Source organism: Phenylobacterium sp. (assembly GCF_046291545.1).
Taxonomy (GTDB): Bacteria; Pseudomonadota; Alphaproteobacteria; order Caulobacterales; family Caulobacteraceae; genus Phenylobacterium.
The window spans coordinates 14705-28399 of record NZ_JBKBSM010000012.1; the positions used below are offsets into that span (position 1 = coordinate 14705).

Below are 13695 nucleotides of genomic sequence, written 5' to 3' on the forward strand. Positions count from 1 at the left end.
GGAGGTTGCGGCGGATGGCCATTCCCGGCGTCGCCATAAGGGGCCAGCGCAGTCTGCTCCGGCAGATCCGCGAGGCCCTGGCCGGCGGAGGGCCCGCGCAGGAGCGGCTGGACATGGTGGTGCGCATCATCGCGCGCTCCATGGTCGCCGAGGTGTGCTCGCTCTACATGCGCCGCGCGGCGGGCGACATGGAGCTGTTCGCCACCGAGGGCCTGGACGTCGGCGCCGTCCACGTCACCCAGATGAAGCCTGGCGAGGGCCTGGTCGGCGAGATCATGCGCCTGGGCCGGCCGCTGAACCTGGCCGACGCCCCCAACCATCCGGCCTTCTCCTACCGCCCCGAGACCGGCGAAGACCCCTACCACGCCTTCCTCGGCGTGCCGTTGCTGCGCGGCGGCCGCGCCATCGGCGTGCTGGTCGTCCAGAATCGCACCGAGCGGGTCTACACCGAGGACGAGGTCGAGGACCTGCAGATCGTCGCCATGGTCCTGGCCGAGATGGTGGCCGGCGGCGACCTCATCAGCGAGGAGGAGCTGAAGGGCGTCGAGCTCGCCCCGCACCGGCCCGAGCGGCTGAAGGGCTCGCGCTTCTCCGACGGCCTCGCCTACGGCGTGGCGGTGCTGCACGAACCGCCGGTCGCGCCGTCTCAGCTCCTGGCCGACGACGTGGCCGCCGAGGAGGAGCGGCTGAAGACCGCCGTGGCGGCGCTGCAGGCCCAGATCGACGACATGCTGGAAGGCCAGCGCGGCCTCGTCGAAGCCTCTTACGAGGTGCTCGAATCCTACCGCATGTTCGCCCACGACCGCGGCTGGAACCGTTCGCTCGAAGATGCGGTAAAGAACGGCCTGACCGCCGAGGCGGCGGTCGAGCGCGTCCGCTCCGAGCACCGCGCCCGCCTGGGCCAGGCCCGCGACCCGTACCTGCGCGAACGTCTGCACGACCTCGAGGACCTCAACGACCGGCTCCTGCGCCACCTGTCCGGCGACGGGCATACCGCCCGCGAGTTGCCTGAGAACGCCATCCTGATCGCCCGCAACCTCGGTCCCGCCGACCTGCTGGAATACGACCGCACCAAGCTGGCGGGCCTTCTGCTGGAGGAAGGCTCGGCGGCGAGCCACGCCACCATCGTCGCCCGCGCCCTGGACATCCCCTGCGTCGGCCGCCTACCGGGCCTGCGCGACCGCGTGTCCGAAGGCGATCCGGTGATCGTCGACGCCGAGACCGGCGAGGCCTACCTGCGCCCTCGGGTGGACGTGGTGAAGGCCATCCAGGCCCGCATCGACGTGCGCGCCCAGCGCCGCGCCGAGTTCGCCCGCCTGCGCGACACTCCGGCCTTCACCCGCGACGGGGCCAAGATCACCCTGCTGATGAACGCCGGGCTGGACGTCGATCTCGACATCCTGGGCGAGACGGGCGCCGAGGGCATCGGCCTGTTCCGCACCGAGTTCCAGTTCATGGTCGCCGAGGAACTGCCGCGCTTCAATTCGCAGGCGGCCCTCTACAAGCGCGTGCTGGACGCGGCCGGCGACATGCCGGTGACCTTCCGCACCCTCGACCTGGGCGGCGACAAGGTGCTGCCCTACCTGGAGGCCGAGCGCGAGGACAACCCCGCCCTCGGCTGGCGGGCCATCCGCATGGGGCTGGACCGTCCGGCCCTCCTGCGCCTTCAACTGCGGGCCCTGATCGCCGCGGCCCACGGCCGGCCCCTGCGGGTGATGTTCCCGCTGGTGGCCAGTGTCGACGAGTTCCGCGCCGCCCGCGCCCTGGTCGACACCGAGGTCGCCTGGGCGGTCCGCCGCGGCCGGCCCGCTCCGGCCCGCCTGGACGTGGGCGCCATGGTCGAGGCGCCAGCCCTGGTGTGGCACCTGGACGCCCTGTTGCCGATGACCGACTTCGTCTCCGTCGGCACCAATGACTTGATGCAGTATTTGTTCGCCGCCGACCGCGGCAATCCAAGAGTATCGGATCGCTATGATCCGCTTTCGCCGCCCGCGCTTCGGGTGCTGGAATCCATCCAGAAGGCCTGCGCCGACACCGGCACGCCGGTGTCGGTCTGCGGCGAGATGGCCGGGCGCCCCCTGGAGGCCTTCGTCCTTGTAGCGCTTGGATTCGAGCGGCTGTCCATGCCGCCGGCCGGTGTCGGCCCGGTCAAGCAGATGGTGCTGTCCTGCGACCGCGAGGCGGCCTATCGCGGCGTCTCAGCCCTGATCCGGGGCGGCGCCGGCTCGGTGCGCAATGAGATCGAGACCCTGGCTCGAAAACTGTACCTTGCCGTGTAATCGCCGTATTCGGCCGCGTGACCGAATAGCGCATTGCCTCCCAGATGCTTGGATGTTACGGACAATAGGCTGTTAACGTATGTTTGGTACCGGTAAGAGTCGCCGGGCGCGAGGTATGTTCGCAGCCTTAGGTTGGGGGCGAGAAATAGCCATGCCGCTGGATACTGGCGGACTGACGCAGCTCAATTTTCGCTTGGAAGGGGAATCAGGTCCCGGGCAGCCGGATACCTACGTCCCGACGGTCCACTTTGGCCCCGACATCGGGTCTGCCCTTCGCGCAGCACGCGAGCACCGCGGTCTATCCCTGACTGAACTTGCCGAGGCGACGCGGATCCGCGGCGCCTATCTTCTGGCGATCGAGACCATGCAGCTCGAGAAGCTGCCCTCGCGCCCGTTCACCATCGGCTACATCCGCGCCTACGCCCGCGCCCTCGGCCTGGACGGCGAGGCCGCCGTCGAGCGGTTCCGCGCCGAGACCCCGGCGCCCGAGGACGGGCTGCGCGCCCCGGTCGGCGTGACCCGGGGCGGCGACCCGCGCCTTGCGGCCATCGCGGTGGGCGCGGCCCTGATCATCGGCGCCATCGTGCTCTGGAACATCGCCCAGCGGGCGATCACCGACGAGGCTCCGCCCGCCGCGAGCGCGCCGGAGACCGCCGCGCCGATCGTCACCGCCTCCGGCCCAGTGGCCCTGGGCGCGCCCCTGCCGGCGCCGGTGGAATCGACGACGCCGCCGCCTTACGAAACCCCCGGCCTGGCCGCCGCCGCCGCCGCGGACGGCTCGGTCGACGCGGCCATGGCCGCCGCCAAGCTCGCCGCCGCCGAAGGCGCGGCCGAAGCCCCGGCCGAGCCCCTGGCGCCCCTGGCCCCGACGTTCCAGCCGAACGGCCAGGTCTACGGCGCGCCGGCCCAGGAATCGGTCGTCACCCTGCAGGCGCTTAAGGCCGCGGCCCTGATCGTGCGCGGCGCCGACGGTTCGGTCTATTTCGCCCGCCAGCTCTCCGCCGGCGAGGCCTATCGCGCGCCGATGCTGCACGGTCTGGTCGCCGACGTGTCCGATCCGGCCGCGTTCCAGGTGTTCGTGGCCGGCGCCACCAAGGGCCGCCTGCCCGCCGCCCAGACGACGATCTCCAAGCTCGCCGGCTGATCCGCCGCGATCGGCGGTTGGGGATTCGCCGCGAAGGCCCTATTTTCCGCCGCGCATGTCCAGCCAAGATCACACCCACGTCCGCCCCTGGCGCGCCATCGCGCGCCGGCCCTCGCGCAAGATCCGCGTCGGCGACGTCGAGGTCGGCGGCGATGCGCCGATCACGGTCCAGTCCATGACCAACACGGTCACGGCCGACGCGGCCGCGACCATCGCCCAGGTGCGCCAGCTCGAGGAGGCCGGCGCGGACATCGTTCGCGTGTCCTGCCCCGACGAGGACTCCACCGCCGCCTTCCGGGAGATCGCGCGGGCCGCCCGCGTGCCCCTGGTGGCCGACATCCACTTCCACTACCGGCGCGGGATCGAGGCGGCCAAGGCGGGCGCGGCGTGCCTGCGCATCAATCCCGGGAACATCGGCTCGCCGGACCGGGTGCGCGAGGTGGTCCAGGCCGCCCGCGACCACGGCTGTTCGATCCGCATCGGCGTCAACGCCGGGTCGCTGGAGCGCGAGCTCCTGGAACGCTACGGCGAGCCCTGCCCGCAGGCGATGGTCGAGAGCGCGCTCAACCACGCCCGCATCCTCCAGGACCACGACTTCCACGAGTTCAAGATCAGCGTGAAGGCCTCCGACGTCTTCATGACCGTCGCCGCCTACCAGATGCTGGCCGAGGCTATCGACTGCCCGCTGCACCTGGGCGTCACCGAAGCGGGGGCCCTGCGCTCCGGCACGGTGAAGTCCTCCATCGGCCTGGGCTCGCTTCTGTGGGCCGGGATCGGCGACACCATCCGCGTGTCCTTGGCCGCCGATCCGGTGGAGGAGGTCAAGGTCGGCTTCGACATCCTGAAGTCCCTGGGCCTGCGTCACCGCGGGGTGAACATCATCGCCTGCCCCTCCTGCGCCCGTCAGGGCTTCAACGTCATCCAGACGGTGGAGACGCTGGAACAGCGGCTGGCGCACATCTCCACCCCCATGAGCCTGTCGATCATCGGCTGCGTGGTGAACGGCCCCGGGGAGGCCCTGATGACGGACCTCGGCTTCACCGGCGGCGGCAAGGGTTCGGGCATGGTCTATGTGGCCGGCAAGCCCGACCACAAGATGGACAACGCGCAGATGGTCGACCACATCGTCCAGCTCGTGGAAGCCCGCGCCGCCGAGATCGAGGCCGCGGCCGCCAGGACGGCCGGCGCCGCCCCGCCCCAGGCGGCCGAATAGACAATCCGCCGCACCCGGGTCTAACCGCGCCTTAAGGCTGATCCGCGCATTCAGGACGCCATTTCAGCGAACCTGTTCCGTGGACAACCGCCCGTGACGCTTATTTCAGAAGCCGCCCTCGACAACCGCCGCCTGACGCTGCGCATCTTCAGCAGCGAGCTGACCCGCATCATGGTGGCCATGTCGGCGGCGCACGGCGGAGACATTCTGCGCTACCTCATCTTCACGACCATCTGGACGTCCAACAGCGCCCACCTGGCCTCGCCGGACCGCTTCGCCCAGCTCCAGGACATTCCGCCCGACACGCACCGCCGGCCGGTCCCCGAAGCCGACCTGCGCGAGATGCTGGGCCTTCCCCAGGAGATCTTCGACCGCTACCTCGACGACCTGATCGCGACGGGCGATGTCGAGCGCCTGCCCGGGGGCCTCATGGTCCCCTCCGCCGTGTTCGCCCGGCCCGACCAGCTCGCCAGCGCCAACGAGTTCTACGCGCGCTTCCTGAACCTCGTCGCACGGCTGCGCGAGGCCGGCTTCAGCTTCGGCTGCCTGGAGGAAAACGGCGAAATTTCTCGGCAGTTGACGCCAGCGTCACCACTTGCGCCGCTCCGGTCCAGTTGATTAGGTGCCGCCTCCAACAGGGAGGACGCCATGTCCGCGGACGGCAACTGGAAGATCACCATCAACACCCCCATGGGCGCGCAAACGGTCGACGCCTCGATCACGACGAACGGCGACACCTTCACCGGCACGACCAAGGGCCAGATGGGCGAGCAGTCGGTCGAGGGTAAGGTCAACGGCGACACGCTGACCTGGAGCACGAACATCACCTCGCCGATGCCGATGACGCTGGAGTTCACGGCGACCGTGGCCGGCGACAACATGACCGGCAACGTCAAGCTGGGCGCCTTCGGCAACGCGTCTCTTACGGGCGTTCGCGCCTGATCTCGCCGTCACGGCTGAGCTTCAAGCCACCCCCGCCGGCGACGGCGGGGGTTTTGCGTGTCCGCCCCGCCCAGGTGATCCGCCGCCGCTAGGGGCCCTGGCGCCGGCGGGGCGGCACGACGTCGGCGAACATCTCGAAGCTCTTCCACTTCGGCTCGACCGGCGCCTCCCCCGGCTTCGGCGCGTCGTCCGAGCCGGCGGTCCGCTCCAGGGCGGGGATGTAGCGCGGGCAGTTCGGAAAGATCGCCCCGGGCGTGACCTTGACCAGCAACTGGGCCCCGGGGAATTCCGCCATCTCCGGATCGTCCTCGACCACCGCCGCCGTCCCGTTGACCCGCAGCCGCCGCGGCGCCTCGCCGAAGCCGATGAACAACAGGCCCAGGTTCGGATTGACCCTGAGGTTGCCCAGGCTCTTGAACATCCCGTTGCCGTCGTAGTCGGGGAAGACCAGCAGGTCCGGCGCCGCGACCCGGGCGAATCCCGCCGGGCCGCCCTTGAACGAACAGTCCGGCCGCCCCTGCGCGTCCGCCGTGGCCAGGAAGAAGAACTCCAGCGACCCGATGAACGCCGCGTCGTCGGCGTTGAAGCGCTCGCGCCGCAGCTTCTCCTCCAGCCGGTCGGCCAGGGCGCGGCTGCCGAAGGCGTCCTGCAGGGCGCGGTTTCCTTCGTGGTACATGGCCGACATCCTCATTCGACGGTTTGGCAAGCGGGCTCCGGGACGCTAGAGGAAGCTCCCCTTCACTTCAGGCGTCCAGACCTTTGCGACTTCCCCAGGCCAGGCTCGACCAGGTCCTCGACCGCTTCCGCGAGATCGAGGCGCGCATGGGCGCGGCCGCCGACGGCGCCGAGATCGTGCGGCTGTCCAAGGAGCACGCCGAGCTGAAGCCCGTGGCCGACGCCGTGGCGGCCCTCGAACGCGCCCGCGCCGAACGCCCCGAGCTCGAGGAGATGGCCAAGGCCGGCGACGCCGACATGGCCGCCCTGGCCCGCGACGAACTGGAGGCGCTGGACGAGCGCCTGCCCAAGCTCGAGCACGAAGTGGCCCTGCTGCTGGCCCCCAAGGACCGCGACGAGAACGCCTCGGCGATCCTGGAGGTGCGCGCCGGCACCGGCGGCGACGAAGCGGCCCTGTTCGCCGGCGACCTCTTCCGCATGTACCAGCGCTACGCCCAGAACCGCGGCTGGCGGGTGGAGATCGATTCGGTCTCCGAGGGCGAGGTCGGCGGCTACAAGGAGATCATCGCCTCGATCACCGGCGAGGGCGTGTTCGGCCGTCTGAAGTTCGAAAGCGGCGTGCACCGCGTGCAGCGGGTCCCGGAGACCGAGGCCGGCGGGCGCATCCACACCTCGGCCGCCACGGTCGCGGTGCTTCCGGAGGTCGAGGACGTGGAGATCGAGATCCGCGACCAGGACCTGCGCATCGACACCTACCGCTCGTCCGGCGCCGGCGGCCAGCACGTCAACAAGACCGACTCGGCCGTGCGCATCACCCATCTGCCCACCGGCATCGTCGTGACTTCCTCGGAGAAGTCGCAGCACCAGAACCGCGCGCGGGCCATGAAAGTGCTGCAGGCCCGCCTCTACGACATGCAGCGCGAGGCCCTGGACACCGCCCGCGCCGACGCCCGCAAGAGCCAGGTCGGCTCCGGCGACCGGTCCGAACGCATCCGCACCTACAACTTTCCCCAGGGCCGGGTGACCGACCACCGCATCAACCTGACGCTCTACAACCTCGCCAAGGTGATGGAGGGCGAGGCCCTGGACGACATCATCGACCCGCTGATCGCCGAGGACCAGGCCGCCCGCCTGGCCGCCCTGGAGGACGAATTCGGCTGAGGCCTAGCGGGCGAAGCGGTGGAACAGGCGCCGGGCCTGGCGCTGGCGGCTGTTGAACGCCTTGCCGATCGCCGCGCGGGCGTCGATCGACAGGCCCACCGTATCGGCGACCACCGCGCCCCGCCGGCCGATCGGCTTGACCGGGCCGACCGTGGAGTCCAGGGCCGTCTGGTGCTCGATCTCCGCGTTCAGCTCGGCCCCGACCAGCACCACCATCACCGAGAACCAGATCCACAGCATCAGCACCACCGCCGCGCCGAGCGAGCCGTAGGTGACGTCGTAGTTGGCCACCGAGTTCACGTACCAGGAAAAGCCGAGCGAGCCGCAGATCCACATCACCGCGCCCACCGCCGCGCCGCACCACACCCAGCGCCATTGCGGGGTCGCCCGCGAGGGGCCGTGGCGATAGAGCAGCGCCAGCGCGCCGAACGCCAGCACAAGGGCCGCGACCCAGCGCATCGGCCCGTAGATCGCCAGCACCCGGCCCAGGCCGACGCGCTCCAGGACGATCGGCGCCCCGACCAGCAGCCCGACGAACACCGCCAGCAGCAGGATCGCCGCGAAGGTCGCCCCGTAGACCTGCAGCGTGCGCAGCACGTAGGGCCGCTTCTCCTCCTCGTCATAGGCGATGTTCAGGCCGTCCAGCAGCGCCGCCACGCCGGTCTTGGCGGTCCAGAGCGACAGGGCCAGGCTGACCGCGAAGGCCACGCCCAGGGAGGAATCGGGCCTCTCGGCCAGGGCCATCATCTGGCCGGCGATCAGCCCCAGCACCTCGTCGGGCACGAAGGCGGCGATCTGCTCCAGTTGCCGGCGCACCGTCGAGACGTCCGCGACGAGGCCGTAGACCGAGACGAACACCCCAAGCGCGGGAAAGGCCGACAGCAGGCTGTAGAAGGTGACGCCGCCGGCCACCGCCGGCAGCCGGTCCCGCGGGATCTCCATCACCGTGCGCCACAGCACGTCGCCCCAGCCTCGCGCCGGGATCGCCGGCGGCCAGGGCGCCAGCCGTCCGCGGGCGGGCTCGCGCGCGTCGTAGCCGGCGGGCGTGTCCACATGGTCGAGGCTCATGCCCGGAGGGGGCGGCCCGCGCCGCCGCAGCAAGGCCGTCGACGTCGCGGCCAGCAGCACCCAGGGGGCCAGGCTCATGATCAGCCGCCCCGCCCTTCGCGCCGTCGTCCGCGGCGCCCTGCGGCGCCCCCTGGCCCGCGCCGCCTCTCGTCCCTCGCCAGTCATCCTGGGCGGAACAACACCGCCGCGGGGCCGGCGTTCCCCCTTGCGATCGACGGTTGTCGCGCGGCGCGCCTTGGGGCAACACAGCACCATGACCGGTCACATCGCCGCCCTCTACCGCCACCCCGTGAAGGGCTTCACGCCGGAGCGGCTGGACGCCGCCGAGCTGAAGGCCGGCGCGACCTTTCCCTGCGACCGCCTCTACACGGTGGAGAACGGCCCCAGCGGGTTCGACCCCGACGCGCCCGGCTTCATCCCCAAGCAGAAGTTCGCCGTGCTGGCGCACATCGCCGAGGTCGCCAGGGCGAAGACGAGGTACGACGAGGCCGCCGGCGTGCTTCACGCCGCCGCCGACGGCCGTCCCCCCCTGTCCGTGCGCCTGACCGAGGAAGCCGGGCGCGAGGCCTTCGCGGCCTGGCTCACCGACCTTCTGGGGGAGGCCGCCCGCGGGCCGCTCAAGGTGCTCCAGGCGCCGGGCGACCACCGGTTCATGGACCACCCCAAGGGCCATGTCTCGATCATCAACCTGGCCAGCGTGCGTGACCTGGAGGCCCGCATCGGCCGGCCGGTCGACCCGCTTCGCTTCCGCGCCAACGTCTATGTCGAAGGCTGGCCCGCCTGGGCCGAGAACGGCTGGGAGGGGCGCGAGCTGATGCTCGGCTGGGCCCGGGCCAAGGTGTTCAAGCCGATCGTGCGCTGCGCGGCGACCCATGTGGACCCCGCCACCGCCGAACGCGACATGGACGTGGTCAAGGCGCTGTTCGACAACTATGGCCACATGAACTGCGGGGTCTACGTCCACGTCACTGAGGGCGGGCGGATCGCCCCGGGGGATGCGGCGACCGCGCCGCAGGAGACCCCCGCATGAGCCTGACCCTCGTCCAGGCCTGGAGCGCGGCCCGCAAGCGGCTGGAGGCCGCCGGCCTCGACGGTCCGGTGATCGACGCGCGCCTGCTGCTCGAAGCCGCCTGCGAGGTCACCCGCACCGACATCGTGACCGACCCCCATCGCCCGCTCACGGCCGAACAGGAAGCCGCGCTCGACGGCTATCTCGCCCGTCGCGAACGCCGCGAGCCGGTCAGCCACATCCTCGGGCGCAAGGGCTTCTGGAAGGTCATGCTCCGCGTCACCGCCGACGTGCTGACCCCCCGGCCGGACAGCGAGGCCATCGTCGACTTCGCCCTTAAGTCCTATGGCGAGCACGAGCGCTTTTCGATCCTCGATCTCGGCGTCGGCTCCGGGGCCCTGATCCTGGCGATCCTGGCCGAGCGGCCGGCGGCCCGGGGCCTGGGGATCGACGCTTCGGAGGAGGCGCTGGCCGTGGCCCGTGAGAACGCCGCCAACCTCGGGCTCGCCGGCCGCTGCGCCCTGCTGCGGGGCGACTGGACCGCCGGCCTCGACGGCGCGAGCTTCGACCTGGTGGTCTCCAACCCGCCCTATATCGCCAGCGACGTGATCGCCAGCCTCGAGCCCGAGGTGCGCGACTACGAGCCGCGCCTGGCCCTGGACGGCGGGCCGGACGGCCTGGACGCCTACCGCCTCCTGGCCCCGGAGATCCTGCGCGTGCTACGGCCCGGCGGCCGCTTCGCCGTGGAGATCGGCTACGACCAGAAAGCCGCCGTCGAGCGGCTGTTCGCCGAGGCCGGGGCGCTCGCCATCCGCACCTGGCCCGACCTGTCGGGCCGCGACCGTGTGGTCACCGGCGAAAAAAGGGCCTTGGAAAGAAGCGCCTGAATCGCTACATCAAAAGCGTCTCCTCCCAAATCGCCGGCGTCAGGGTTCAAGCATCTCAGGATGCAGCGCCGCTCCGGCGGGCGCAGCCGATCGTGAGAATCGCGAAACGAGCGCCTTACCAGCCCCGGGCGGATGACGGGGAACTTTTCGTTTTCAACTTCGGAGCCAAGGGCCACGGCCCTGCCCCGACATACAGAGCCAAAGGGCGGATCCAAGACGGTCCGGCCCAGGCGCGGACCCAGGACGGTCACCGCAGGATGAGAGATTTCAAGGGTATGAAGCGCCAGCGCGGGCGCAATCGTGGCGGCGGCGGCAAGCCGCAGCAGAACGCCAACCGCGCCTTCGAGTCGAACGGGCCCGATGGGGTCAAGGTGCGCGGCAACGCTCAGCACGTGTTCGAGAAGTACCAGCAGTTGGCCCGTGACGCCGCTTCGGCGGGCGACCGGGTGCTGGCCGAGAACTATCTGCAGCACGCCGAGCACTACTTCCGCCTCGTGCGCGCCATTCAGCCCCAGCGCCCCGCCGCCGAGATTCTCGGCCGCGACCAGTTCGCGTCGGGCTACGACATCGATTTCGAGGACGAGGTCGGCGGCCAGTCCGCAGAGGCCTCCGAAGGCGAGGGCGAAGGCGCCGAGGGCGAGACCGAGGCTCGCCGCGAGCGCGAGGACCGGTCCGACCGTCAGCGCGACGACCGTCAACGCGATGACCGGCAGCGCGACGACCGGCCCCGCGACGAGCGTCCTCGCGACGAGCGTCCTCGCGAGGAAGGCCGCCAGAGCCGGCGTGACCGCTGGCGCGACCGCGACGATCGCCGCGACCGGCAGGATCGTCAGGACCGCGAGCCCCGGGAACCCCGCGATCCGCTGGCCGTCGTCGAACCGCAGGGCGCCCCGCTGGTCGCCGACGAACGCGAAGCCGGCCGGACCTCGCCGATGCTCCGCGACGCCGAGGGCGGCGAAAGCCACGCCCCGGCCTTCCTGCAGGCCCGTCCCGCCGCTCCGGCCGAAGGCGGCGAGGAGCCGGCGCGCAAACCGCGCCGCCGCCGCGCCCCGCGCAGCTTCGAAGGCGGCGCCGACGCCCCCTCGGGCGAGACTGAAGAAGCCTGAATCTGAAGGGCTCCCCTGCGGGGGAGCCTTATCCATGAGAGCCGGACGCGCCAAGGCCGTCCGCGCGCTGACGGCGCCGCCTCGCAGCCCGGCCCGCGGCCGCCGGCTCCTCCGAGTGGGGATGTCCGAAGAAGCGGCGGCCGCGCCGGCTGACGGCCTCCTTAGAAGCTGTAGCCGATCCCGAAGCGGACGTTGCGGCCCGGCAGCGGCGCCAGGTCCTTCAGGAACGAGGCGTGCTCGCGCGCCTCCACGTCGGTCAGGTTGCGCACGTCCACGAACAGCCGCAGGTCCCGGTCGGGGAGCGGCCGGACGGTCACGTTGGCGTTGACCATGGTGTAGTCGTCGGTGGGAAGCTCGAACTCGGCCACGCGGTCCTGTTCGGCCACGTGGCGAACCTCGACCTTGCCGTTCCACCAGCCGCCCTCGTAGCGGACGCGGCCGGTGACCGACCACGGCGGGATGCGCGCCGGCGCGCCGAGATCGGTGTCGCCCCGCACATAGTCCGCCTCGCCCTCCAGGCTGAGGCTCTTCTCGCCGGACTCCCAGAGCCTGTAGGCCGCCTCGGCCTCGCCGCCCCAGAAGGTCGCGTCGGTCTGCACGAACTGGAAGATGGCCAGGCCGGAGTCCGCGTCGTCCACCCCGGTCGGGACCAGGTCGATGAAGCCGTCGTAGCGCACGGTGAAGGCGTGCAGGTCCGAGGTCCAGCGGCCGGCGTTGTAGTGGACCGTGGCGTCCAGCGAATAGGCCACCTCCTGGTCCAGGGTCGGATCGCCCGATTCATAGGTGCGGGTGGCCGGGTGCGGCCCGTCGGCGAACAGTTCCTCCTCCGTCGGCGCGCGGCTGGTGCGCGAGGCCGAGAGCCCCAGGAACCAGCCCTCGGCGGGGCGCAGGAAGCCGCCGGCCGAGGCCGAGACGTTGGTGAAGTCGCGCTCGCCGGCCAGGCTGTCGAGCTTGCGGGTGTCCACCCGCAGGCCGCCCTCCACGCCCCAGGCGTCCCGGTCCAGCCGCTGCAGGGTGAAGACGCCCGCTTCGGTGATCTTGGTGCGCGGCACCAGGGCCTCGTCGCCGATGGCGTCGAAGTTGCGGCGAAGGCCCTGGACCCCCACCGCGCCCTGCCAGCCGTCGCGGTCGGGCTGGATCAGCTCGACCCGGCCTTCCCAGCCGTCCGACAGGAAGCGCGTGCCCGGCGACCCGCCTTCGAGCTCCACGTGCTCATAGTCGGCGTAGCCGGCGGAGAAGCGGACGGTGGAGAATGGCCCGAACGCCTGGTTCAGTTCGCCGCGCAGGTCGTAGCGGGTCTGCTCCAGGTCGATGGAGACGGAGCCTTCTTCCTCCCCCGCCTCTTCCTGGCCCTCCTCGCCCTCCTCGCCCTCGTGATGCTCGTGGCCGGGGACGCCGTAGGTGGTCTCGGTGCGCTTCGCCGACAGCCCCACGTAGCCGAGGTCGCCCACATAGGAGAGCCCCGCCCCATAGGCGGACAGGTCCACGGCCGTGTTCTCCACGGTGCTGTCGATCTCGCCGGGATAGGTCTCGCCCTCGGACTCGATCTGGCGGCGCGACTCAGCGGGCACCGGGATGTCGTAGTCCTCGCTCTCACGGTGCGTCCCATCGACCGAGAACACCCAGTTGCCGGTTCCGTACTTGAAGGCGCCGGACAGCGCCTCGCCGTCATCCACCGAGGAGACCTCGCCGTTCACGCGCCCGTGCAGCCCCTCGACCCGCTGGTCGGGGATGCGGTCGTCGATGATGTTGACCACCCCGCCGATGGCCGAGCCGCCGTAGGCCAGGGCCGACGGCCCCCGCAGCACCTCGATCCGCTCGGCCTCCTGGGGATCGGTGGCCACCTGGTGGTCCGGGGACAGGGCGCTGGCGTCGATCGCGCCCATGCCGTTGGTCAGCACCAGGACCCGCGGACCAGCCAGGCCGCGGATCACCGGGCGGCTGGCCCCCGGGCCGAAGAAGGTCGAGCGCACTCCGGGCAGCCCGGCCAGGGCGTCTCCCAGGCCGCCGGGCGGGCCGGCTTCCAGGTCCTCGCGCTTCAGCACGTCCACGCTGGTGGTCGCCGAGTCCAGCGACACCGCATAGGGCGCGCCCGTGACCACCAGTTCGGAAACCGTCTTGTCCGGCGCCTCCCCGGCGAGGGCGGGCCCGGCGAGCGCCAGGGCGACGGAGGCTGACGCGAGAAGTAGGGCCTTGGACATGGAACGTACT

12 protein-coding genes are annotated in these 13695 nt (G+C 71.2%); 9 read left to right on the top strand and 3 right to left on the bottom strand.

Annotation, left to right across the window (positions count from 1 at the left end):
* Positions 1-14 precede the first annotated feature (14 nt).
* The 5 genes from ptsP (at position 15) to ACK4YQ_RS17270 (ending at position 5578) form a co-directional block, all read left to right on the top strand.
* Entirely contained in the window at positions 15-2279 is a 2265-nt protein-coding gene (ptsP, locus tag ACK4YQ_RS17250) for a phosphoenolpyruvate--protein phosphotransferase (RefSeq protein WP_409613027.1), read from the top strand.
* Between the two features lie 193 nt (positions 2280-2472).
* Positions 2473-3423: a helix-turn-helix domain-containing protein gene (locus tag ACK4YQ_RS17255; RefSeq protein WP_409613137.1), complete on the top strand. Its 951-nt coding sequence runs from the start codon at positions 2473-2475 to the stop codon at positions 3421-3423.
* A gap of 55 nt (positions 3424-3478) precedes the next feature.
* Positions 3479-4636 carry a flavodoxin-dependent (E)-4-hydroxy-3-methylbut-2-enyl-diphosphate synthase gene (ispG, locus tag ACK4YQ_RS17260; RefSeq protein WP_409613029.1) on the top strand — a complete coding sequence of 386 codons (1158 nt, stop codon included), beginning with the start codon at positions 3479-3481 and terminating at the stop codon, positions 4634-4636.
* A 93-nt stretch (positions 4637-4729) separates the two neighbouring features.
* Positions 4730-5254, top strand: coding sequence for a hypothetical protein (locus ACK4YQ_RS17265; protein ID WP_409613030.1), 525 nt, complete (start codon positions 4730-4732; stop codon positions 5252-5254).
* A gap of 30 nt (positions 5255-5284) precedes the next feature.
* Positions 5285-5578 carry a hypothetical protein gene (locus ACK4YQ_RS17270; protein ID WP_409613032.1) on the top strand — a complete coding sequence of 98 codons (294 nt, stop codon included), beginning with the start codon at positions 5285-5287 and terminating at the stop codon, positions 5576-5578.
* Between the two features lie 88 nt (positions 5579-5666).
* Here the strand turns inward: ACK4YQ_RS17270 and ACK4YQ_RS17275 are convergent, their stop codons facing one another.
* Positions 5667-6254 (bottom strand): pyridoxamine 5'-phosphate oxidase family protein, encoded by a 588-nt coding sequence (locus tag ACK4YQ_RS17275; protein WP_409613033.1) that lies wholly within the window; start codon positions 6252-6254, stop codon positions 5667-5669.
* A gap of 83 nt (positions 6255-6337) precedes the next feature.
* On the opposite strand from ACK4YQ_RS17275, the gene prfA reads away from it, so the two are divergent.
* On the top strand, positions 6338-7414 hold the full coding sequence (gene prfA / locus ACK4YQ_RS17280; RefSeq protein ID WP_409613035.1) for a peptide chain release factor 1: 1077 nt from the start codon (positions 6338-6340) through the stop codon (positions 7412-7414).
* Positions 7415-7417: 3 nt separating this feature from the next.
* Here prfA and ACK4YQ_RS17285 read toward each other — a convergent pair whose 3' ends face one another.
* Complete coding sequence (locus ACK4YQ_RS17285; protein ID WP_409613036.1) at positions 7418-8560, bottom strand: YihY/virulence factor BrkB family protein; 1143 nt, start codon at positions 8558-8560, stop codon at positions 7418-7420.
* 175 nt (positions 8561-8735) lie between these two features.
* On the opposite strand from ACK4YQ_RS17285, the gene ACK4YQ_RS17290 reads away from it, so the two are divergent.
* From ACK4YQ_RS17290 to ACK4YQ_RS17300, 3 genes are all read left to right on the top strand, one after another.
* Positions 8736-9512 (top strand): MOSC domain-containing protein, encoded by a 777-nt coding sequence (locus ACK4YQ_RS17290; protein WP_409613038.1) that lies wholly within the window; start codon positions 8736-8738, stop codon positions 9510-9512.
* Positions 9509-10378 carry a peptide chain release factor N(5)-glutamine methyltransferase gene (gene prmC, locus ACK4YQ_RS17295; protein WP_409613040.1) on the top strand — a complete coding sequence of 290 codons (870 nt, stop codon included), beginning with the start codon at positions 9509-9511 and terminating at the stop codon, positions 10376-10378. The genes ACK4YQ_RS17290 and prmC overlap by 4 nt, the downstream gene beginning before the upstream one ends.
* A 257-nt stretch (positions 10379-10635) precedes the next feature.
* Positions 10636-11484 carry a DUF4167 domain-containing protein gene (locus ACK4YQ_RS17300; RefSeq protein WP_409613042.1) on the top strand — a complete coding sequence of 283 codons (849 nt, stop codon included), beginning with the start codon at positions 10636-10638 and terminating at the stop codon, positions 11482-11484.
* A gap of 161 nt (positions 11485-11645) precedes the next feature.
* Here ACK4YQ_RS17300 and ACK4YQ_RS17305 read toward each other — a convergent pair whose 3' ends face one another.
* Positions 11646-13685: a TonB-dependent receptor gene (locus ACK4YQ_RS17305; protein WP_409613044.1), complete on the bottom strand. Its 2040-nt coding sequence runs from the start codon at positions 13683-13685 to the stop codon at positions 11646-11648.
* Positions 13686-13695 lie beyond the last annotated feature (10 nt).